This window comes from Bradyrhizobium sp. CCBAU 45384 (genome assembly GCF_028128665.1).
In the GTDB taxonomy this organism is placed as follows: domain Bacteria; phylum Pseudomonadota; class Alphaproteobacteria; order Rhizobiales; family Xanthobacteraceae; genus Bradyrhizobium; species Bradyrhizobium manausense.
On sequence record NZ_LBIZ01000119.1, the window covers coordinates 40,367 to 61,718 of the forward strand.

A 21,352-nucleotide genomic window follows, 5' to 3' on the forward strand; every position below is an offset into this window, starting at 1 on the left:
CTCCCTTAGAGCCCGAGCGCGGCGGCGAGCGCGCCGTGCGGAAGGCTGACCTGGAACATGCGTTCGAATACGACGTAAAGCGCGAGCGCCGTTGCCGCTGCCGTGATCGCCGACCACAGCGCCTGTTGATGCCGAGGGATCGCGAGCACCGCGAAGACGTAAGCCGCCGAGGCGATGTACATCCCGAGCAGCGGAATCGCGCCGACGAAGATCGCGGCGGGCACGAACAGGCCCGCCAGCCGCCGCAGCTCAATCGACGTGATGGCGACGGGAACGCTCGCCAGCGAAGCCGCCGGCACCACGCCGCGCGCCAGATTGTAGAGACTGCCGACGACGATGATGATGCCGGTCAGGAACGGGAACGTGCCGGCATCGACACCTTCGCTCGACCAGCCGATGCCGTTGTCCAGGCTCTGGACCACCACCGCAACGCCAAAACTGCCGGTAAGGATGGCGGTCGCAAGTTCGAGGGCGCGGCGTGAGATCATGGAAGGCTCCGGTCAGACCACACACAGCGGCGGTTATGGCCCTCGCTTTTCCCCAATGTCTGGTGTCGTCCCGGCGAAGGCCGGGACCCATACCCCCAGGGAGAAGTTTGACGAAGACTAGACGTCAAATCCACAACGGTACGACGACCGCCGTCGATCGAGAGATCACGCGGTATGGGTCCCGGCCTTCGCCGGGACGACGAGAGAGTGTGTGGCGATCTCCGCCTCACTTGACCAGCCAGCCCTGCTCGCTCGCGACTTGCTTGACGTGCTCGAGGTCCTCCTTGATGAACTTGTCGAACTCGGCGCCGGTCAGGAACGTGTCCACCTGGGAGGTCTTCTCGATGTAGTCCTTCCACTCGGGCGTCGCCTGCACCTTCTTCATGAGATCGACATAGTAGGCCGCCTGCTCCGGCGTGACCTTGCCGGGCAGCCAGACCGTGCGCGGCTGCTCATATTGCTTGATGTCGAGGCCCTGCTCGGTGCAGGTCGGAACGTCGCTCCAGCCTTCGGTGGCGGTGATCTTCGGCGCTTCAGGCAGGCGCTTCGGGCTGAAGACGCAGAGCGGGCGCTGCGTGCCGCCGCGCCATTGGCCGAGGCTCTCGCTGGGATTGTTGACGTGGGAATCGATGTGCCCGCCGGCGAGCTGCACGGCGGCCTCGGCGCCGCTCTTGAAAGGAATGTAGGTCAGCTTGACGTGTCCCGTCTTCTCGATCATGCGGGTCAGGACCTCGTCGGTGTCCTTGGACTGCGCGCCGCCCATCTTGAATTCGCCTGAGGCGGCCGCCTTCAGATAGTCGCCGGCCGTCTTGTACGGCGCGTCCTGCTTGACCCAGAGCAGGAATTCGTCCTGCGCCATGGCCGCGATCGGAGTGAGGTCGGTGTAGTTGAAGGCGACCTTGGAGACGAGCGGCTGCTGCCAGGCGTTCGAGGTGCCGAAGATCACCTTGTAGGGATCGCCGGCAGAGGCCTTGCCGTAGACATAGCCTTCCGCGCCGCTGCCGCCGCCCTTGTTGACGACGACGATCGGCTGCTCCGTCAGCTTGTACTTGGTGATGATGTTCTGCACTGCGCGGGCGAGATTGTCGGTGCCGCCGCCGGGACCTGCGGTCGCCACAAACTCGATTGGCTTTTGCGGCTGCCAGGCCGCGAATGCCGGCATCGGGCCTGCGAGCACGGCCGCACTGACGGACAGCAAAAAGAGAGACATCCCACGCATGATTTCCTCCAACTGATTTTTCTGTTTTTTAGATCAGCCGTCTCGACGTCCGTTCAGGCGACGCTTTCTTGGCGCTGCCTGGATGCCGAGACGATTGCGCCTTCTTGCTCCAGCGCTTCGATTTGCCTCTGGTCGAACCCGTGCTCGGCCAGCACCTCGCGGGTATGTTCGCCATAGACGGGCGCGCCTGATGCGACCTTGCCCGGCGTCTCCGAGAATTTGACCGGCAGCCCGATCGTCTTGACCCGGCCGAGCGTGGAATGCTCGACCTCGACGACCATCTCGCGCGCCAGCGTCTGCGGATCGCTGAGCGCCTCCAGCATGTCGTGCACGGGCCCGCAGGGCACGCCCTTCTCGTCCAGCGCGGCGAGCCAATGCGCGCGCGTATTCGTGCGGAAGCGCTCGCTCAGGACGGCTTCCAGCTCCTTCAGATTGGCCATGCGGTCGGCGCCGGTGACGAAGCGCGGATCGGCGGCGAGCTCGCTGGCCCCGAGCGCTTCCAGCATCAAGAGCCAGTGCTTCTTGTTGGCGCCGCCGACGACGAGCCAGCCGTCCGAGGCCTCGAACGCCTGGTACGGCGCGTTGAGCGGATGGGCCGAGCCCATCGCGCGCGGCGCGCTGCCGGCGGCGAGCGCAATGGTCGACTGCCAATAGGTCTGCACCAGTGCCGCCTCAAAGAGCGAGGTCTCGACCCACTGCCCCTCACCGGTCTTGAGGCGGTGCGTGTAGGCGGCCAGGATGCCCATGCTCGCGAGCAGGCCCGCGGTGATGTCAGACAGCGGCGGGCCGCATTTCACCGGCGGACCATCGGGGCGCTCGCCGGTGAAGCTCATGATGCCGCTCATGGCCTGCGCGACGAGGTCAAAACCGCGGCGGTGCTTGTAGGGACCGGTGCGGCCAAAACCCGACAACGAGCAATAGATCAGCGACGGATAATGCTTGTGCAGCTCCTCGTAGCCAAAGCCCAGGCGCTCCATCGCGCCCGGCGCAAAGTTTTCGACCAGCACGTCGGCGTCCGCGATCAATCGGCGCAGCACCTCCTTGCCGCCGTCGCTCTTCAGGTCCAGCACGATGCCGCGCTTGTTGCGGTTCATCATCAGGAACGAGGCGGCTTCGTCGCCGATCTTCGGCGGCACCGAATGGCGGGTGTCGTCACCACCGGGCCATTTCTCGATCTTGATGACGTCGGCGCCCATGTCGGCGAGCATCAGGGTGCAGGTCGGCCCGGCCATGACATGGGTGAGGTCGATGACCTTGAGGCCGGCGAGCGGTCCCGAACGGCGTGAAAAGGATTGCGATCGATCGCTTTGCATTCGGGGCGTCCTATTGGCCGCGCCACTGCGGGGCGCGCTTGCTGAGGAAAGCATCGAGCCCTTCACGAAAATCCTGGCTCGTGTAGCACATCAGGATGAGGTCTTCGCCCTCCTCCGGCATCAGCCGCCGTTGCAGCCGGGCGACCGCCTGCTTGGTCGCATTCAGCGTCAGCGGCGCGTGGCTGGCAACGAGGCGCGCGACTTCGTCCGTGCGCTTGTCGAGCGCGGTGAGATCGTCGACGACCTCGCCGAGCAGCCCGATGCCGGCGGCTTCGGCGGCATCGACGAGACGTGCGGTGAAGATCAGGTCCTTGACCCGTGCCGCCCCGATCAGCGCGGTGAGACGGCTGACATTGGACATCGACAGGCAATTGCCGAGGGTGCGGGCAATGGGAAAGCCGATCCTGGTGCTGCGCGTGCCGATGCGCAGATCGCAGGCCGCGGCAATGGCCGCACCACCGCCGGTGCAAAAGCCGTTGATCGCCGCGATGGTCGGTACCCGGCATTGCTCCAGCGTCGTCAGCACCCGGTCGATCCGGTTCTCGTAGTCGATGGAGTCCTGCGGCGTCCGGAATGCGCGGAACTGGTTGATGTCGGTGCCCGAGGCAAAGGCCTTGTCGCCGGCGCCCCGCAACACCAGCACCTTGATGGACCTGTCATCGTTGGCCTGCTCGCAGATGGTGGCGAGCCGCTCGTACATGGTGAAAGTGAAGGCGTTGCGCGCCTGCGGGCGGTTGAAGGTGATCCGCCCGATCCCGTCCCTGCATTCAAAAACGAGGTCGTCCGCCGCCACGGCCTGGTCCATTTCCTCGATCTCCGACTGTTTTTTGCATTTTTGAATGCAAAATTTTGGTTTTTCAAGATATAATTACCTGACTTTCGTCTATTGGATCATTTTTGCATTCAAAATAGAGAGTACCCCATGCTGCATGAGGAGGTCGTCGGCCGCATCCGCGAGATTCTGCTCGACGGCGAGATCCCGCCGGGCGCGCGGATTCCCGAGCGCGAGCTGTGCGAGCGGCTGGAAATTTCGCGAACGCCGCTGCGCGAAGCGCTCAAGGTGCTGGCCGCCGAGGGCCTCGTGCAGCTGCTGCCGCATCGCGGCTCGCGCGCAGCGAAGCTCACCGACAAGGACATGCGCGACCTGTTCGAGGTCTGCCAGGGGCTCGAAGCGCTGGCGGGCGAGCTCGCTTGCGAGCGCATCACCGATCACGAGATCGCCGAGATCGCCGCGGCCCATGCAGCCATGGTGCAGCATTATCGCGAGGGCGATCTGATCCAGTATTATCGCGGCAACCGCGCCATCCACGAGGGGATCGTCAACGCCGCCGGCAACCCCGTCCTCACCGGGCTCTACGCATCCGTGACCGCGCGGATTCGCCGTGCCCGCTATGTCACGCCGATGACGCCGCAGCGCTGGGCGCTTGCGGTGACGGAGCACGAGGCGATCCTGAACGCGCTCCAGCGCCGCGACGGCGTCGGCCTCTCCCACGTCCTGCGCGCGCATCTGCGCCACAAGCGTGAGGAGGTCTTGCAGGCGGGATTTGCGGAGACGGAAACGAGCGAGCCTGCGCTGAAGATTGCGTGAGGCGGCGGCTTGCCTAGCAGCCGAGCTTGTCGGCGATGCCGCCGAAATCCTTGGCGACGATGTCCCAATGGCCGGTCGCCTCGAAATCGACCTTCTGGTGCGGCCCGTACTCGGTCGGCCGGGCGACGAACGCGGTCTTCAGGCCGTTCTTCTGCGCAGCGGCGAGATCCCCATTGTGGGCGGCGACCATCATCACCTCTTCCGGCTTGAGGCACAGCAGCTTTGCGGCACCGAGATAGGTTTCGGGATCGGGCTTGTAGTGCTCGAACAGCTCGGCCGACATGATGAGGTCCCAGGGCAGGCCCGCGAACTTCGCCATGTTGGTGAGCAGCGCGACGTTGCCGTTCGACAGCGGCGAGATCACGAATTTCGTCTTCAATCGTGTCAGGCCGGCGACGCTGTCGGGCCAGGGGTTGAGGCGGTGCCAGCCCTTGGTGAGATGATCGAGGTCGGCGTCCGTGAGCCCCTTGATGGCGAATTTCTCGACCAGCTTTTCCAGGGAACGGCGATGCAGATCGTCGAGCATCACATAGCCGCGTTCGGGATGCTCGCGCACGTCCTGCATGGAGGCGACATAGGTGCCGCGCCAGCCGTCGACGAGCGCGGTCCAGTCGGCGCTGATGCCGCGGCCCTTGCCCCACCACATGAAGTCGGTGATCAAGCTGGTGCGCCAGTCCACGACGGTGCCGAACACGTCGAAGATCAGGGCTTTGACGGCGGAGAGATCGGACATGGCGCTTCCCTGGTTGTTATTTTCGTCATTCCGGGGCGCGCGGAGCGCGAACCCGGAATCTCGCGCTACAATCTCCGGATTCCGGGTTCTCGCTTCGCGAGCCCCGGAATGACGCTTCGCGTCAATCCAGATGGAACTTCGCGAGCTCGCGATGCTCGGCCTTGATGTAGCGCACGGTACCGGTGACGGAGCGCATCACCACCGTCTCGGTCTCGATCACGCCGTCCTTGCGGAATTTGACGCCCGACAGCAGTGAACCGGTGGTAACGCCGGTCGCGGCGAACAGGCAGTCGCCGCGCGCCATGTCCTCGATGCCGTAGATCATCTTGGGATCGTTGACGCCCATCTTGGCCGCGCGCTCGATCTTCTCGCCGGAATCGAGGATCAGGCGGCACTGCATCTGGCCGCCGATACAGCGCAGCGCCACGGCCGCGAGCACGCCTTCCGGCGCGCCGCCGGTACCGAGATACATGTCGACGCCGGTGTTGTCGGGGTCGGCGGTGTGGATCACGCCGGCAACGTCGCCGTCGGTGATGAGGCGGACGGCAGCGCCGGTCGAGCGCACGCTCTCGATGATGCTGGCATGGCGCGGACGGTCGAGCACGAGAACGGTGATGCCCTCGGGCTTGACGCCCTTGGCCTTGGCGAGGCGGCGGACATTGTCGGCCGGCGATGCATCGAGCTCGACGACGCCCTTGTCGTAGCCGGGACCGATCGCGAGCTTCTGCATGTAGACGTCGGGGGCGTGCAGCAACGTGCCGCCATCGGCCATTGCCATGGTGGCGATCGAGCCCGGCATGTTCTTGGCACACAGCGTGGTGCCTTCGAGCGGGTCGACCGCGATATCGACCTCGGGGCCGGCGTTGACGCCAACCTTCTCGCCGATGAAGAGCATCGGCGCCTCGTCGCGCTCACCCTCGCCGATCACGATGGTGCCCTGGATCGGCAGCTTGTTGAGCTCGCGGCGCATGGCGTCGACGGCGGCCTGGTCGGCGGCCTTCTCCTGCCCGTGCCCGCGGAGACGCGCCGACGACACCGCCGCCCGCTCCGTCACACGCACGATCTCCAGCGTGAGAATGCGCTCGAGCAATGCTTGCGGCGGCACTGAAATATGGGTCGACATCGGCTAACTCCTTCGAAGCGTTTGGGACGGAAATCTCCGTCCGCATCAACTCGTAACACCCACAGTTCGTTCGAACTGTCTTATCGTTTGAGCATGATCTTTCCGGAAAACCGCTGCACACTTTGGGCTGACGCGGTCCTTCGGGTCCGGATCATGCTCTAGTTCTTCTCAATCCTGATGACTTGCGGCCGCCCGCTGATCACCTTGTCCTTTTGCACGGCCGCGAGCGCGCGGCGCACCGCGTCCTCATGCGTGGCATAGGTGATCAGGATGACGGGCACGGGCACCGCCTTGCCGTCGCTAGGTGCAGCGCCGCCATTAGGGTGGCGCTGCACGATGGACTCGATCGAAATCTTCTGCTCGGCGAGCCGGGTCGCGATTGCAGCCGCGGTGCCCGGGAAATCGCGCGCGAGCAGGCGGATGTAATAGCCGCCTTCGTGGCGCTCCATCGGTGCCTTCTTGGTGTCGTGCAGCTGCGCGATCGGCCTTCCGAACGGATTGGCGCGAATGCCGCGCGCGACGTCGGCGATATCGGCAACGACGGCGGATGCGGTCGCAGCTCCACCCGCCCCCGGGCCGACCAGCGTGATCGGCGGAATGCCCTCGCCATCGATCGTAACCGCATTGGTGACACCCATCACCTGCGCGATCGAGGATGTCTTGGGAACCATGGTCGGATGCACGCGCTGCTCGATGCCCTTGGCGGTGCGAACGGCAACGCCGAGCAGCTTGACGCGGTAACCGAGATCGGCGGCCGCGCGAAGATCTTCCGGCGCGATGGAGGAGATGCCTTCGACATACACCGCGCTTTGAGCAACTTTCGTGCCGAAAGCAAGGCTGGCGAGGATCGCGAGCTTTTGCGCGGTGTCGTGGCCGTCGACGTCGAAGGACGGATCGGCCTCGGCATAGCCGAGCCGCTGCGCATCCTTGAGGCACTCGGCGAACGACAGGCCCTCCTGCTCCATCCGCGTCAGGATGTAATTGCAGGTGCCGTTGAGGATGCCGTAGACGCGATTGATGCCGGTTCCGGCAAGACCTTCACGTAGCGTCTTGATGACGGGGATCGCAGCGCCGACCGCTGCCTCGAAATTCAGCGCACCGCCGTGCTTTTCGGCGGCTTTTGCCAGCTTGATTCCGTGCTTGGCCAGCAGTGCCTTGTTGGCTGTGACAACCGACTTGCCAGTGCTCAGCGCGGCTTCGACCGCCGAGAGCGCGGGATCGCCGGCGCCGCCCATCAGCTCGACGAAGCAGTCGACCTCGGGATGCGTGGCGAGGGCAAGCGGATCCTTGGCCCATTCGACGCCGCGCAGGTCGATGCCGCGCTTCTTGGCCTTCGAACGTGCGGTGACGGCGACGACGCGAATGCCGCGGCCGCTGCGGCCCGCAAGCACGCGCGCCTGCGTTTCGATCAAACGGACAACTTCGGCGCCCACGGTGCCGAGCCCCGCTATGCCCACTTTCAGGGGTGCAACCATGATGCTTGAGTGAACCTGCAGAAGAGAATTAGCGCCGGTTGGCGAGTGGAACGACGTTGTGCAACGTTTCGATGCCGCTTTCAAGGAAGCGGCGCACGCCGCGTGCGGCCTGCCTGATCCGTTGCTCATTTTCCACCATGGCGATGCGGACATATCCTTCACCATGTTCGCCGAAGCCGACGCCGGGCGAGACCGCAACGCCTGATTTCTCCACCATCAACGTCGCGAACTGCATGCTGCCGACACTGCGGAACGCCTCCGGCAGCGGCACCCAGGCGAACATCGAAGCCTCAGGCGGCGGAATCTCCCACCCCGCGCGACCGAAAGATTCCACCAGTGCGTCACGGCGCTTGCGATAGGTGTCGCGCATCTCCTTGATGCAGTCGTCAGGGCCGTTCAGCGCCGCGGTCGCGGCGACCTGCACCGGCGTGAAGGCGCCGTAATCGAGGTAGGATTTGACGCGGGCGAGCGCTGCGATGACGCGGTCATTGCCGACCGCAAAGCCCATGCGCCAACCGGCCATCGAATAGGTCTTCGACATCGAGGTGAACTCGACGGTGACGTCGATCGCGCCGGGTACCTGAAGCACCGAGGGCGGCGGATTGCTCTCGTCGAAATAGACCTCGGCATAGGCAAGATCCGACAGGATCAGGATCTCGTGCTTCTTCGCGAAGGCGACGAGGTCCTTGTAGAAATCGAGGCTCGCGACATAGGCGGTCGGGTTCGAGGGATAGCAGACCACGAGCGCGAGCGGCTTCGGAATCGAATGCACGATCGCCCGCTCCACCGCCTCGAAGAATTGTGGCGTCGGCTCCGAGGGCACCGAACGGATCACGCCGCCCGCCATCAAAAAGCCGAAGGCATGAATCGGATAGCTCGGGTTCGGACAGAGGATCACGTCGCCCGGCGCGGTGATGGCCTGCGCCACGTTGGCAAAGCCCTCCTTGGAGCCCAGCGTCGCCACCACCTGGGTGTCGGGGTTGAGCTTCACGCCGAAGCGGCGGTCGTAATAGGCAGCCTGGGCGCGGCGCAGGCCGGGAATGCCACGCGAGGCCGAATAGCGGTCGGTGCGCGGCTTGCCCAGCGTCTCCTTGAGCTTCTCCAGCACATGCGGCGGGGCCGGCAGGTCCGGATTGCCCATGCCGAGATCGATGATGTCGGCGCCAGCGTTCCGCGCGGCCGCCTTGGCCCGGTTGACCTGCTCGAACACGTAAGGCGGAAGGCGGCGGATGCGGTAAAATTCTTCCATGGGTCTCTGGGCTCCGGGCAACCGGTCAGGGCAGAATCGAGGAGCAATGACACTCCTTCCAGGAGACATCGCCCGGCACGCGAAAATCACTCAAAATCAGATACTTGGAGTAATTTTCGGCGGCAAGGACTGAACTCCTTCGCCCTGACTCTCGGCTGAATTGAAGTCTTTTTAGCACGGAGTGGCGGTGGCGCCAGCGATTACGCGGCCTTATTTGGCATCCTTGGCCGCGACGGCCTGACGGTCGCGCGCGGCCGCAAGCTCGGCCTCGATCTTGGCGCGTTGGTCCGGCGGGATGATGGCCTGATCGCGGTCAGGCGGCAAATCGTGCACCGGCAAATAGCCGGCAGGCTCCTTGGGGTGAGCGGGCGTGTCGGCGGCAGACATATCCGCGAGCTGGCTCGAACAGCCGCCCAGCATGAAAGCTGCGGTCAGCAGCGCACAGCACACGAGCCGCGACTTTTGCAGGTCCCACAACGCCAACACTTGGGAATTCCCCTACTCGTCCCAACGCAAGGCTGCCGGCAACTTAGCCAACAACCCGCCCAAGCTCAAACCATTGCTGCCCACAAATGGCACGAGCGAGAAATCTTCCAAGGCCCACGGCACGAGACGTGCACCGCGATTGTGACAAAAGCAAGAAGCATTGTCGCAGTGCAGCACATCTTCGCGCCTGTTTCGCGCGAAACCGGCGAGCTTCGCGGTGACGAATACGGAATGAATCGTTACTGTTGTCCTCATGAGTACCGTCACGACCGACATGCCCAAGCCTGGCTCGACGTCAGGGTCAAAGTCCGAAACGAAGTTCGATGCGGAAGCCTTCGCGATGAATGTCGCGCGGGCGATGGAGAGCGGCGGCAAGGCGCTCGCCGCGTATCTGAAGCCGCGCGAAAGCGGCGAGGTGCAGGACCGCCCGCCGGCCGAGCTCACCGAGGTCGTCAAGACCTTCACCACGGTCGCCGAATATTGGCTATCGGACCAGTCGCGCTCGTCCGACCTGCAGACCAAGCTCGCCAAGGATTATCTCGATCTCTGGGGCTCAGCGGCACGGCGAATGGCCGGCCAGGAGGCGCAGCCCGCGATCGCGCCCTCGCCGCGCGACAAGCGCTTTGCCGATCCGGAATGGAAGTCGAACCAGTTTTTCGATTTCGTGATGCAGCTCTATCTGCTCTCCAGCAAATGGGCGCAGGAGCTGGTCCGCGACGCCGAGCTTGATCCGGCGACGCGCCGCAAGGCCGAGTTCTACGTCCAGCAGGTCACCAACGCGATCTCGCCGTCGAACTTCGTGCTGACCAATCCGGAGGTGCTGCGCGAGACCGTTGCCAGCAGCGGCGAGAACCTGGCGCGCGGCCTGACCATGCTGGCGGAGGACATCGCCGCCGGCAAGGGCATGTTGAAGATCCGCCAGTCCAACCCGGACAACCTCGTGGTCGGCGTCAACATGGCGACGACGCCTGGCAAGGTGATCTACCAGAACGAGATGATGCAGCTGATCCAGTATTCTCCGACCACGGAGAAGGTGCTGCGCACCCCGCTCCTGATCGTGCCGCCCTGGATCAACAAATTCTACATCCTCGATCTCAAGCCGGAGAAATCCTACATCAAGTGGTGCGTCGACCAGGGCATCACCGTGTTCGTGATCTCATGGGTCAATCCCGACAAGAAGCTCGGTTCCAAGAGCTGGGAAGACTACATGAAGCTAGGCCCGCTCACGGCGATGGACGTGATCGAGAAGATCACCGGCGAGATGAAGGTGCACACCGCCGGCTATTGCGTCGGCGGCACCATGCTCGCGACCACGCTGGCCTGGCTCGCCGAGAAGCGGCGTCAGCGCGTGACCTCGGCGACGTTCTTTGCCGCGCAGGTCGACTTCACCCATGCCGGCGATCTTCTCGTCTTCGTCGACGAAGACCAGATCGCCTCGCTCGAGCAGGACATGAAGGCCTCTGGCGTGCTCGAGGGCTCCAAGATGGCGATGGCCTTCAACATGCTGCGCTCCAACGACCTGATCTGGTCCTACGTCGTCAGCAATTACCTCAAGGGCCAGCAGCCGAGCGCGTTCGACCTGCTGCACTGGAATTCCGACGCGACGCGGATGACCCAGGCCAACCATTCCTACTATCTGCGCAACTGCTACCTGGAGAACCGCTTGTCGACCGGCACCATGGTGCTCGACAACACGCTGCTCGATCTCTCCAAGGTCAGGGTGCCGGTCTACAACCTCGCCACGCGCGAGGACCACATCGCGCCGGCGGAATCGGTGCTCTACGGCTCGCAATTCTTCGGCGGGCCGGTGAAGTATGTCCTGTCAGGCTCCGGCCACATCGCCGGCGTCGTCAATCCGCCGGCCTCGGGCAAGTACCAGTACTGGACCAACGACAACATCAAGGCCGCCAACGTCGCGGAGTGGATGAAGGGCGCGGTGGAGCACAAGGGCTCGTGGTGGCCGGACTGGCGCGAATGGCTGGGCGGGCTCGATCCGGAGGAAGTGCCGGCGCGCAGCGTCGGGAGCGAGGCCTTCCCGCCCATCGAGGACGCGCCCGGCAGCTATGTCAGGGTGCGCGCATAGCGCAAGGCTGCGCGTTTTCGTATAAGCTCACGACATCGAGTTGAGAGGGGACCGGGTTATGACGCGCGAATTGTTCTGGCTGACCTGTACGGTGATCCTGACCGGGATCCTCTGGATCCCCTACACCATCAACCGCTGCCAGGTTCGCGGCCTCAGCGGCGCCATGGCCAACCCCACGCGCGGCGACAAGCCGCAAGCCGAATGGGCGAACCGTTTGATGTTCGCGCATGACAATGCGGTCGAGAACCTCGTGCTGTTCGCGCCGCTGGTGCTGATCCTCAATGCGATCGACTATTCCACGAAATGGACGGTGCTCGCCTGCGTCGTCTATTTCTGGGCGCGCGTTGCGCATCTGATCGTCTATGCGCTGGGCATTCCGGTGTTTCGCACCCTCGCCTTCACCGTCGGCTTCCTGGCACAGGCCGTGCTGGCGCTGGCGATCTTCAAGGTGTTTTGAGGCTCTCTCCACCGTCATTGCGAGGAGCGCGCGACAAAATCGCGAAGCAATTTTGCGCTGATGCGACGAAGCAATCCAGACCGTCTTCGCGGTGAGAGGTCCTGGATTGCTTCGCGGAGCCTGTCATCGGGCCGCGCTGCGCGCGGACCCGGTGGCTCGCAGTGACGACGGATAGGCTGTCGCCTTATTCCTCTGGCAGGCCCAGCATCAGCCGCATGTTCTGCACGGCTGCGCCCGAAGCGCCCTTGCCGAGATTGTCCAGCCGCGCGACCAGCACCGCCTGGTGATACTTGTCGCTGGCGAAGACATAGAGCTCGAGCATGTTGGTCTCGTTGAGAGCCTCGGGCTCGAGCCGGCCGCCCTTGCTCGCCTCGTTCTGGAGCGGCATCGCCTTGACGTATTTCGAACCGGCATAGCGCTTCGCCAGCGCGGACTGAAGGTCCGCGCCGCTGGGCTTGCCCGGTAGCGTGTCGAGCTGCAGCGGGATCGAGACCAGCATGCCCTGCCGGTAATTGCCGACCGAGGGGATGAAGATCGGCCGACGCGTCAGGTTCGAATAGAGCTGCAGCTCCGGCAGATGCTTGTGCTCGAAGCCGAGGCCGTAGAGCTCGAAGGACGGCGCGCTGCCGTCTTCGAAACTCGCGATCATCGACTTGCCGCCGCCGGAATAGCCGCTCACCGCGTTGACGCAGATCGGATAGTCGGCCGGCAACAGGCCGGCATCGACGACCGGCCGCAGCAGCGCGATGCCGCCGGTCGGATAGCAGCCGGGATTGGAGACTTTCTTCGCGGCCTTGATCTTGCCGGCCTGGTCCGGCGCCAGCTCCGGAAAACCGTAGGCCCAATCGGGCGCGACCCGGTAGGCGGTCGAGGCGTCCAGCACGTTCGGCCCCGAGGGACCCATGCTATCGATCAGCGCCACCGTCTCCCTGGCGGCATCGTCGGGCAGGCAGAGGATGACGAGATCCACCTCCGCGATCAGCGCCTTCTTGGCCGCAGGATCCTTGCGCTTGTCGTCGGGAAGCGTCTTCACCACGACATCGTTCTGGAGCTTCAGCCGCTCGTTGATGCCGAGCCCGGTGGTGCCGGAGCCGCCATCGACGAAGACGGTGGCAGGCTTCCTTGCTGCGCCCGAGGTCGGGGCTTTCGTCGTCTCGGTGAGGCTCATGGTGCCGTCCTTTCGAGCGTGTTGGTTTCGTTCGCGAAGGCCTCAGGCCTTACGTCCTGCATCAGTTGCGCGATCTCTCTCGCGTCGGCATCGGCTTGCGCGCCGAGCGCATTGGCAATCGCCGTGTAATCGGCGTCCGATTTGTGCTGGTTGAGCTTGAAGCTGCCTTCGACATCCTCAACCGTCATGACCAGACCCACGATCCCTTTCTTCAGTGCCGCGAGCCGGCCCGCCGTCATCTTACCCGACGTCCACGGCTTCTTCGGCAGGAGCCGCTTCTCGAACTTCTCGCTGAGAGTGTCGACCTGCACCGACAGTTCGTCGTCGGACAACACCCGTACCGGCCCGCTCAGATGCACGGACTGATAGAGCCAGGTCGGCACCTGATCCGGGGACACGTACCAGTCCGCGGAGACATAGGCATCAGGACCGGTCACCGCGAGCAGCCAGGACGCCGTGCCGTCTGCCAGCTTTACCATCGGATTGTGACGGGCGACGTGAAAGGCGACCTGCGGCGTGCCGTCGACGGCATAGGTCAAATAGAACGGCAGCGGGGAAGCGATCGGCTTCCTGCCGTCGAAAGCACACATGATGCCGAAACCGCGTTCGCCTGCGAATTTCAGGCTCGCGGCGCGATCCGGCTTGAAATGGGGTGGCGTGTACATCGTAGTCTCCTGCTGGGCCTCCTCGGGGGCCGCCGGATCAGATCGCGCTGACAGGAGAGAGAATGCCGCGGATCGGGTCCAGCGGCAAAGACGATGATCTCAAACGCGATCGACCGCCCAAACCGCAAGAGTGCGGCGGCGGCGACGGGCGAACAGGATGGTCGCGGCGTTGATCATGGCGCGCGGCTATAAGGCCAGATGCAGTTCCCGTCAAGGTGATGGTTGTCATTCCGGGGCGATGCGAAAGCATCGAACCCGGAATCTCGCGACACAATTTCGAGATTCCGGGTTCGCTCGCTTTGCGAGCGCCCCGGAATGACGGGAATTAAATCAGCCGCCAGATCCATTCCATGATCCTGGCGATCACATCGCCGAACAGCAGAAGCGCCGCGGCCCAGACCAGTGCCGAGACGAAATTGGCCGCCTGGAAGCTCCAATACGGCATTTCGAAAATGCCGGCCGCGAGCGGCACGGAGGCGCGCAAGGGACCGAAGAAGCGGCCGATGAAGATGCTGGGCACGCCCCAGCTGCGTACGAAGGCCTCGCCCCTCGGCAGGATTTCCGGATAGCGCGAGAGCGGCCATATCTGCGCGACGTGCTCCTTGTAGCGATAGCCGAACCAGTAGGAGACCCAGTCGCCGAGGGCGGCGCCGATCGCACCGGCAATCCAGATCGGATAGAAGCTGATGCCACTCACCCCGATCAGCGCGCCGATGGCGACCAGCGCCCCCCAGGCCGGGATCAGGAGTGAGATGAAAGCCAGCGATTCCCCGAACGCCAGCAGGAACACGATCGGAGCAGCCCAGGCCTGATGGAGGCGCACGAAATCGGCCAGTGCATGCGCAAACTGCTCCATTCAAAAAATAGCCTTCCCGCCCCGCCTTGAGGTCCTGCCAGATAGGAAAGACTGGTAAGCCAAGGACTTGTGTGACATCAAGTCACAAAGACCAGGCTGGAACCGACCGAGGCGTCAAATTGCCGGGACTTGGCCAGCTTGCGGCGTAAAATTGCCGGCATTAACTCCCACCCACAGCGCCGGGTCTGCCCAACAGTGACCTTTGGGAGCCAGAAGTGGCATAGTCAGGCCAACCGATTCGCCGCCTCCGCGGCCCTCAAAACACATCAAGATATATGTCCAAACAGTTGAAAACGAAAGCCAAAGACGATTTGTTCGAGGGCAATGAGCCAAAGGGGCGCGCAAACGCCGCGAAGGCCGCCCCGCGCGCCAGTGGCGGCGAGGCCGATTACACGGCCGCTGACATCGAGGTGCTCGAGGGCCTGGAACCGGTGCGGCGCCGGCCTGGCATGTATATCGGCGGCACCGACGAAAAGGCGTTGCATCATTTGTTCGCCGAAGTCATCGACAACTCGATGGACGAGGCGCTGGCGGGGCACGCAACCTTCATTGGCGTGGAACTCTCCGCTGACGGGTTCCTCACCGTCACCGACAACGGCCGCGGCATCCCGGTCGATCCGCATCCGAAGTTCCCGAAGAAGTCGGCACTGGAAGTCATCATGTGCACGCTGCATTCGGGCGGCAAGTTCGACAGCAAGGTCTACGAGACCTCCGGCGGCCTGCACGGCGTCGGCATCTCCGTGGTGAACGCCCTCTCCTCGCGTCTCGAGGTGGAGGTCGCGCGCAGCCAGAAGCTCTACCGCATGAGCTTCGAGCGCGGCCACCCCAAGGGCAAGCTCGAGGATCTCGGCAAGATCAACAACCGCCGCGGCACGCGCGTTCGCTTCAAGCCGGACACGGACATCTTCGGGCCTAAGGCCGCGTTCAAGCCGCAGCGCCTGTTCAAGATGACGCGCTCGAAGGCCTATCTGTTCGGCGGCGTCGAGATCCGCTGGAATTGCGCGCCCGAGCTGCTCAAGGGCGTCGAGGACGTGCCGGCGGAAGCAACCTTCCATTTCCCCGGCGGCCTCAAGGATTATCTGGCCGCGGCGATCCACGCCGACACGCTGGTGCATCCCGATATCTTCTCCGGCAAGTCAGGCCGCAACGGCGCGCACGGCGCCTGCGAATGGGCCGTGGCCTGGACCGCTGATGCCGACGGCTTCCTGTCGTCCTACACCAACACCGTGCCGACGCCCGATGGCGGCACGCATGAATCGGGCCTGCGCAGCGCGCTGCTGCGTGGCCTGAAGGATCACGCCGAGCGCGTCGGCCAGGGCAAGCGTGCCTCGTCCATCACCTCGGAAGACGTGATGGTGGGCGCCGCTGTGATGCTCTCGGTGTTCGTGCGCGAGCCTGAATTCCAGGGCCAGACCAAGGATCGTCTCGCCACTGCCGAAGCGCAGCGCATCGTCGAACAGGCGATGAAGGATCCGTTCGACCATTGGCTGTCGGGCAATCCGAACATGGCCAACCGGCTGCTCGACTTCGTCATCGACCGCGCCGAGGAGCGGCTGCGTCGCCGTCAGGAAAAGGAGACGGCGCGCAAGACGGCGGGCAAGAAGCTGCGCCTGCCCGGCAAGCTCGCCGACTGCACCGATGCCGGCACCGAAGGCTCCGAGCTCTTCATCGTCGAGGGTGACTCGGCCGGTGGCAGCGCCAAGCAGGCGCGCGACCGCAAGACCCAAGCCGTACTGCCCTTGCGCGGAAAAATCCTCAACGTGGCCTCCGCCGGCAAGGACAAGCTCACCGCGAACGCCCAGCTCTCCGATCTCGTGCAGGCAATCGGCTGCGGACAGCTTCTGCACTATCGGGAAGAGGATCTGCGCTATCAGCGCATCATCATCATGACCGACGCCGACGTCGACGGCGCGCATATCGCCTCGCTGCTGATCACCTTCTTCTACCGGCAGATGCCGAAGCTGATCGACGAAGGCCACCTCTTCCTCGCGGTGCCGCCGCTCTACAAGCTGACCCACGGCAACAAGTCGGTTTACGCGCGCGACGACAAGCACAAGGACGAGCTGATCAAGACCGCCTTCAACGCCAACGCCAAGGTCGAGGTGAACCGCTTCAAAGGCCTCGGCGAGATGATGCCGGCGCAGCTGAAGGAAACCACCATGGATCCGAGCAAGCGGACGCTGCTCAAGGTGGTCCTGCTGCCTGATGACCGCGACACCACGGCGGATTCGGTCGAGCGCCTCATGGGCACCAAGGCCGAAGCGCGGTTTGCCTTCATCTCCGACAAGGCCGAGTTCGCCAGCGACGAGCTGCTCGACGTATGACCCTACGATTCCCTCTCAAAAGCCCCGGCCTCAGGCCGGGGCTTTTTCATTTTGGGGGCGCTGCACCGGCCCTTCCCGGTTATTCAACCACGGCGATCCGTCTCCCGAGAGTGCGACTCAGCCGGCGACTCATAGGGGCCAGGCAGCGCCACGGTTGAGGCAGGATTGCCTGCATTTCGGACAAAGGCGAACTCCTAACGAAAACCTACCCCGGGCCACGAATCTCAAAACACATGCAATGATATGAAATCACTCACATTTTCTGGATTCCTATGACGACGTCATGCAACCCGGGCGACCGGCGTTTTCCGGCGACTGTGCCTGCCCTGCAACAGCATTTCGGCGAGAACCGTCTATAGTCCGGGCATCAGATCACACGGACTTCAGTGCGCTCGCGCCTGCCAAGGTTGGGGATTTAATCATGAAGAAGATTGCACTCGCTCTGACGGCGGTTGCGGCGATGACCGGTTCGGCTTCCGCTGCCGACCTGGCTGCCCGTCCCTACGTGAAGGCCCCGATGGCTGCTCCGGTTGCCAACTGGACCGGCTTCTACGTCTTCGGCGGCGCCGGCGGCGGTCTCTCGAACTCCGACCAGAGCATCGTCTCGACGACGACCGGCACCCCCCTCACCATCACCCAGCGTCAGGGTGGCTCGGGCTGGTTCGGCACCGTCGGTCTCGGCTACGACTGGCAGTTCAACAGCACCTGGGTCGCCGGCGTGTTCGCTGACGGTCAGTTCGGCAGCATCCGCGGCACGGTGCAGGATCCGATCCTCGGCCTCACCGGCCGCCAGAAGCTGGAAGACTCCTGGGCCGCCGGCGTTCGCCTCGGCTGGCTGGTCGCGCCGAACGTTCTGTCCTACGTCAACGGCGGTTACTCGGGCGCCCACTTCGGCAGCACCAGCTTCACCAACCTGGCTGGCGGCCCGACCGGCCTCCACCTCAACGGCTACAACCGCAACGGCTGGTTCGTCGGCGGCGGCGTCGAGAACAGCCTGAACATCTTCGGCATCTCCTCGCCCGGCTGGTTCATGAAGACCGAATACCGCTCGGCCTTCTACGACGCGAAGACCCGGGACGAAATCGTCGACGCAACCAACCTGCCGACCGGCGTGAACAGCATCCGCGCCAACAGCTGGAACCAGACCATCTCGACCTCGCTGGTCTACCGCTTCAACTGGACCGGTCCGGTCGTCGCCAAGTACTGATCCGATCTCACGATCGAGCGTCAAAGCCCCGGCATCGCCGGGGCTTTTTCGTTGTGGGCCTTGCTAGTGCGCAACGCTCGCCTTCAACGATTGGTAGGCGTCCACGAGCTTGGTTTCGATCGCGACCCAATCGGCTTCGGTGATAGCTTCGCCCTTTGCATCGCGGAACGCCATGGCGTCTGCCCGCGTGACCCCAAAGTGCCTGATCCCTGCGTCGTCGACGCTCTTGCCATAGGTCAGCGCGGCCACGCGTGCGATGGTCAGGCCGTAGTCACGGGGACCGACCGCCTCCCGCCGAGCCTGCCACCAATCGAGCTCGAGCCGGGCTGCCTGCTCCACGTCAAACGCCACGGGCGCGGCCGCCGCGTAATCGCGATAGTAGGCCACGAGAGCCGGCAGCGCCGCATTGGCTTCCTGTCGTGAGTGCGTCGGCTGGAACATCTTGGCCGCCTCGGCGGCACTGAACGCGATATGCAGGCTCCTAAGCAGAGAAAAGCCGAACTGCGTCCGCGTCGAGGCGTAGAGATGGTAGAACAGCGCGGCATAGCGCTTGTCGTAATAGTCGCGCCACATCGCGGTCTCGAGCCGGGCCATTTCGGCCGGATCGAAAGCCCGCAGATCCGCTTGGCGCGGAATACCGGCATAAGCAGCGACAAGGACGGCCGCAGCAGCCGTGCCCAAAATCACCCTGCGCCTCGAGATCAGCTTGCGCACGGACATCCTCCCCGCGGTCTCGCGTCCGCGGCCATTGTATCCGAACTGAAGCTACGGCTAGTCTTGCGGGAAGTTTTCGTGACCGGCGGCGATCGTTCCTGCCGGGGGTCGCGACAGAATCAGACCGACAGGGAGGAATCCATGCGCAGAATTCTGCTAGTCGCAGGCCTGTTTGCCCTCGCTGTCGGGCTGCTCTGGATCGGACAGGGTACGGGCACCCTCGCCTGGCCGCGATCGAGCTTCATGATCAACCAGCTGCAATGGGCTGGCTACGGCGCGGCCATGGCCGGCTTCGGGCTGGTCCTGATCTGGCAGAGCAACCAATAAAAGAAACCAGGAAGCAAAAGCATGACATCCAACCGGTTCGATCTCCGCGGCAAGGTCGCGATCGTCACAGGAGGTAATGGTGGCATCGGGCTCGGCCTTGCGCATGGGCTCGCCGACGCCGGCGCCGACATCGCCGTGGTCGGACGCAACGAAGCCAAATCGACCGCGGCCGTCGCCGATCTCAAGGCGCGCGGCGTGAAGGCGATATCAGTCACCACCGACGTGACCGACAAGGCCGCGGTCGCGGCGATGATCGACCGCGTCGTCAGAGATCTCGGCCGCATCGACATCCTGATCAACAATGCCGGCATGAGCATCCGCAAGCCGCCGCACGAGCTCGAGCTCGACGAGTGGAACAAGGTGATCGACACCAACCTCACCAGCGCTTTCGTCTGCTCGAAGCTGGCCTATCCGGCCCTGAAGGCATCGGGCAACGGCAAGGTCATCAACATCGGCTCGATGATGTCGATCTTCGGCGCGAGCTTCGCGACCGCCTATGCGGCAAGCAAGGGCGGCATCGTGCAGTACACGCGCGCCTGCGCCAACGCCTGGGCGCCCGACAACATCCAGGTCAACGCGATCCTGCCGGGCTGGATCGACACCGATCTCACGCGCGGTGCGCGACAGCAGGTCTCAGGGCTGCACGAGCGCGTGCTCGCGCGCACCCCCGCGGGACGCTGGGGCGACATCGACGACTTCGCGGGCATCGCCGTGTTCCTCGCCTCATCAGCCTCGAATTTCGTCACCGGCACGGCGATCCCGGTCGATGGCGGCTTCTCGGTGATGGCGTAACGAACGTTCTCACGACAAAAGCCCCGGCATCAGCCGGGGCTTCGTAGGCAGCGCAACTCCGGAGAGACTAGTACCTTGCGACCACCGGGCCGCCGAAACGATAATTGACGCCGATCTTGCCCGTGTGAACGCCTGGGTCGGAGTTGCTGTTGGTGTACACGGTCCCAACGCCGCCTCCAGCGGTGAGGACGCCGGACTGGGTATATGTCTTTTGCGTACCGAGATAGAGATACTCGCCCTTGATGGACCAATTGGTGTTGAAGGCATACTCGACACCAGCTCCGACCGCGTAGGTCACCTGCGTGTCACTGTGGCGGGTGATGAGCGCGCCACCGCCGCAGCCGGGCGGGCCAGCGCCGACACAGGAATCATTGAAGCTGTAGGAGTTGGCGACGAAAGCGACGCCACCTTTGACATAGAGCAATGCCTGGTTGACGGCCCACCCGGCGCGCCCTGCGATCACCCCATAGGCATCGCCGATGCGGGTGGTATTCACACTATCGGGAAGCGCGAGGCCAAACGCAGCGGCGTTGACGTCCTGCCTTGACCCATTCAGGTGAAGATAGCCGGCCTCGCCTTCGATACCGAGCACGAAGTTGGTGCCGGGCCTCTGCCAGTTGTAGCCGATCGTGCCGCCGCCGATGAAGCTCGCGCCGAGGCTATAGGGGGTGTTGAGCCCCGTCCCGTTGTAGAAGAAACCGGCGGCATTGGCCGGCTCGCTCGCGGATGCGTCGCGGTCTGCGACCGCACCGCCGACGAAGCCCCCGATGTAGAAACCGGTCCAGTTGAACACCGGCGGCGGAACCATCGGCGGTGCTTTGACCGCCATGTCGGCGGCGGACGCCGCGCCCGAAATCGCAAGCAGAATTGACATTCCTGCTGTCAAAGCAAATGTCTTTTTCATCCATGCCCCCCTGGAAGAACTGCAAGAGCGAACGCTCCGTTGAGTCGATTTATACAAAGCGCATCTCGGGCAGCGAGGCACAATCTGCAGTTCCCGCTCGCTCGCATGCACTATCCGCGAAACAGTGACCTTTTCCGCACGCAAAGGTCAGACATACCGACCTATACACGCAAAAGGATCA

The 21,352-nt window shown here is 63.9% G+C and carries 22 protein-coding genes; 7 read left to right on the forward strand and 15 right to left on the reverse strand.

What is annotated here, in order from left to right; translation table 11 throughout:
• Window positions 1-5: 5 nt before the first annotated feature.
• From XH80_RS36700 to XH80_RS36715, 4 genes are all read right to left on the reverse strand, one after another.
• Window positions 6-488: a tripartite tricarboxylate transporter TctB family protein gene (locus XH80_RS36700; protein WP_271602836.1), complete on the reverse strand. Its 483-nt coding sequence runs from the start codon at window positions 486-488 to the stop codon at window positions 6-8.
• Window positions 489-714: 226 nt separating this feature from the next.
• Window positions 715-1,707 carry a Bug family tripartite tricarboxylate transporter substrate binding protein gene (locus XH80_RS36705; RefSeq protein WP_271602837.1) on the reverse strand — a complete coding sequence of 331 codons (993 nt, stop codon included), beginning with the start codon at window positions 1,705-1,707 and terminating at the stop codon, window positions 715-717.
• A gap of 53 nt (window positions 1,708-1,760) precedes the next feature.
• Window positions 1,761-3,020, reverse strand: coding sequence for a CaiB/BaiF CoA transferase family protein (locus XH80_RS36710; RefSeq protein ID WP_271602838.1), 1,260 nt, complete (start codon window positions 3,018-3,020; stop codon window positions 1,761-1,763).
• Between the two features lie 10 nt (window positions 3,021-3,030).
• Entirely contained in the window at window positions 3,031-3,825 is a 795-nt protein-coding gene (locus XH80_RS36715; RefSeq protein ID WP_271602839.1) for an enoyl-CoA hydratase/isomerase family protein, read from the reverse strand.
• Between the two features lie 117 nt (window positions 3,826-3,942).
• Here XH80_RS36715 and XH80_RS36720 point away from each other — a divergent pair, with 117 nt between their 5' ends.
• On the forward strand, window positions 3,943-4,608 hold the full coding sequence (locus tag XH80_RS36720) for a GntR family transcriptional regulator (RefSeq protein WP_271602840.1): 666 nt from the start codon (window positions 3,943-3,945) through the stop codon (window positions 4,606-4,608).
• Between the two features lie 13 nt (window positions 4,609-4,621).
• Here XH80_RS36720 and XH80_RS36725 read toward each other — a convergent pair whose 3' ends face one another.
• The 6 genes from XH80_RS36725 to XH80_RS36750 form a co-directional block, all read right to left on the reverse strand.
• A complete protein-coding gene (locus XH80_RS36725; protein ID WP_271602841.1) occupies window positions 4,622-5,341 on the reverse strand; it encodes a haloacid dehalogenase type II in 720 nt (239 codons plus the stop codon).
• A gap of 121 nt (window positions 5,342-5,462) precedes the next feature.
• Complete coding sequence (gene glpX, locus XH80_RS36730) at window positions 5,463-6,464, reverse strand: class II fructose-bisphosphatase (RefSeq protein ID WP_057754573.1); 1,002 nt, start codon at window positions 6,462-6,464, stop codon at window positions 5,463-5,465.
• 158 nt (window positions 6,465-6,622) lie between these two features.
• Complete coding sequence (locus XH80_RS36735; protein WP_271602842.1) at window positions 6,623-7,939, reverse strand: homoserine dehydrogenase; 1,317 nt, start codon at window positions 7,937-7,939, stop codon at window positions 6,623-6,625.
• 28 nt (window positions 7,940-7,967) lie between these two features.
• Window positions 7,968-9,188: an LL-diaminopimelate aminotransferase gene (locus XH80_RS36740; RefSeq protein ID WP_057754565.1), complete on the reverse strand. Its 1,221-nt coding sequence runs from the start codon at window positions 9,186-9,188 to the stop codon at window positions 7,968-7,970.
• 210 nt (window positions 9,189-9,398) lie between these two features.
• Window positions 9,399-9,674, reverse strand: a complete 276-nt coding sequence (locus tag XH80_RS36745; protein WP_271602843.1) for a hypothetical protein — start codon at window positions 9,672-9,674, stop codon at window positions 9,399-9,401.
• 12 nt (window positions 9,675-9,686) lie between these two features.
• Entirely contained in the window at window positions 9,687-9,950 is a 264-nt protein-coding gene (locus tag XH80_RS36750; RefSeq protein ID WP_271602844.1) for a hypothetical protein, read from the reverse strand.
• Here XH80_RS36750 and XH80_RS36755 point away from each other — a divergent pair.
• Both XH80_RS36755 and XH80_RS36760 read left to right on the forward strand, forming a co-directional pair.
• Window positions 9,928-11,757, forward strand: a complete 1,830-nt coding sequence (locus XH80_RS36755; RefSeq protein WP_271602845.1) for a PHA/PHB synthase family protein — start codon at window positions 9,928-9,930, stop codon at window positions 11,755-11,757. The two genes, XH80_RS36750 and XH80_RS36755, sit on opposite strands and share 23 nt — an antisense overlap.
• A 58-nt stretch (window positions 11,758-11,815) precedes the next feature.
• Window positions 11,816-12,214, forward strand: a complete 399-nt coding sequence (locus tag XH80_RS36760) for an MAPEG family protein (RefSeq protein ID WP_057754556.1) — start codon at window positions 11,816-11,818, stop codon at window positions 12,212-12,214.
• A gap of 184 nt (window positions 12,215-12,398) precedes the next feature.
• Here the strand turns inward: XH80_RS36760 and argC are convergent, their stop codons facing one another.
• The 3 genes from argC to XH80_RS36775 all read right to left on the reverse strand — a co-directional run bounded on the left by argC (window position 12,399) and on the right by XH80_RS36775 (window position 14,903).
• Complete coding sequence (gene argC, locus XH80_RS36765; protein WP_271602846.1) at window positions 12,399-13,382, reverse strand: N-acetyl-gamma-glutamyl-phosphate reductase; 984 nt, start codon at window positions 13,380-13,382, stop codon at window positions 12,399-12,401.
• Window positions 13,379-14,047 (reverse strand): FMN-binding negative transcriptional regulator, encoded by a 669-nt coding sequence (locus XH80_RS36770; protein WP_271602847.1) that lies wholly within the window; start codon window positions 14,045-14,047, stop codon window positions 13,379-13,381. The genes argC and XH80_RS36770 overlap by 4 nt, the downstream gene beginning before the upstream one ends.
• 325 nt (window positions 14,048-14,372) lie before the next feature.
• Window positions 14,373-14,903: a DedA family protein gene (locus XH80_RS36775; RefSeq protein ID WP_057745026.1), complete on the reverse strand. Its 531-nt coding sequence runs from the start codon at window positions 14,901-14,903 to the stop codon at window positions 14,373-14,375.
• 275 nt (window positions 14,904-15,178) lie between these two features.
• Here XH80_RS36775 and parE point away from each other — a divergent pair, with 275 nt between their 5' ends.
• Complete coding sequence (gene parE, locus XH80_RS36780; RefSeq protein WP_271602848.1) at window positions 15,179-17,227, forward strand: DNA topoisomerase IV subunit B; 2,049 nt, start codon at window positions 15,179-15,181, stop codon at window positions 17,225-17,227.
• A gap of 421 nt (window positions 17,228-17,648) precedes the next feature.
• Window positions 17,649-18,434 carry an outer membrane protein gene (locus XH80_RS36785; RefSeq protein WP_271602849.1) on the forward strand — a complete coding sequence of 262 codons (786 nt, stop codon included), beginning with the start codon at window positions 17,649-17,651 and terminating at the stop codon, window positions 18,432-18,434.
• Window positions 18,435-18,497: 63 nt separating this feature from the next.
• Here the strand turns inward: XH80_RS36785 and XH80_RS36790 are convergent, their stop codons facing one another.
• Window positions 18,498-19,148: a hypothetical protein gene (locus XH80_RS36790; protein ID WP_271602850.1), complete on the reverse strand. Its 651-nt coding sequence runs from the start codon at window positions 19,146-19,148 to the stop codon at window positions 18,498-18,500.
• Window positions 19,149-19,289: 141 nt separating this feature from the next.
• Here XH80_RS36790 and XH80_RS36795 point away from each other — a divergent pair, with 141 nt between their 5' ends.
• Window positions 19,290-19,475 (forward strand): hypothetical protein, encoded by a 186-nt coding sequence (locus tag XH80_RS36795; protein ID WP_057745043.1) that lies wholly within the window; start codon window positions 19,290-19,292, stop codon window positions 19,473-19,475.
• 21 nt (window positions 19,476-19,496) lie between these two features.
• Entirely contained in the window at window positions 19,497-20,267 is a 771-nt protein-coding gene (locus tag XH80_RS36800) for an SDR family NAD(P)-dependent oxidoreductase (RefSeq protein WP_271602851.1), read from the forward strand.
• Between the two features lie 67 nt (window positions 20,268-20,334).
• Here XH80_RS36800 and XH80_RS36805 read toward each other — a convergent pair whose 3' ends face one another.
• The gene (locus XH80_RS36805) at window positions 20,335-21,141 is read right to left on the reverse strand and encodes an outer membrane protein (RefSeq protein ID WP_271602852.1); all 807 of its coding nucleotides are present in this window, start codon (window positions 21,139-21,141) and stop codon (window positions 20,335-20,337) included.
• Window positions 21,142-21,352 lie beyond the last annotated feature (211 nt).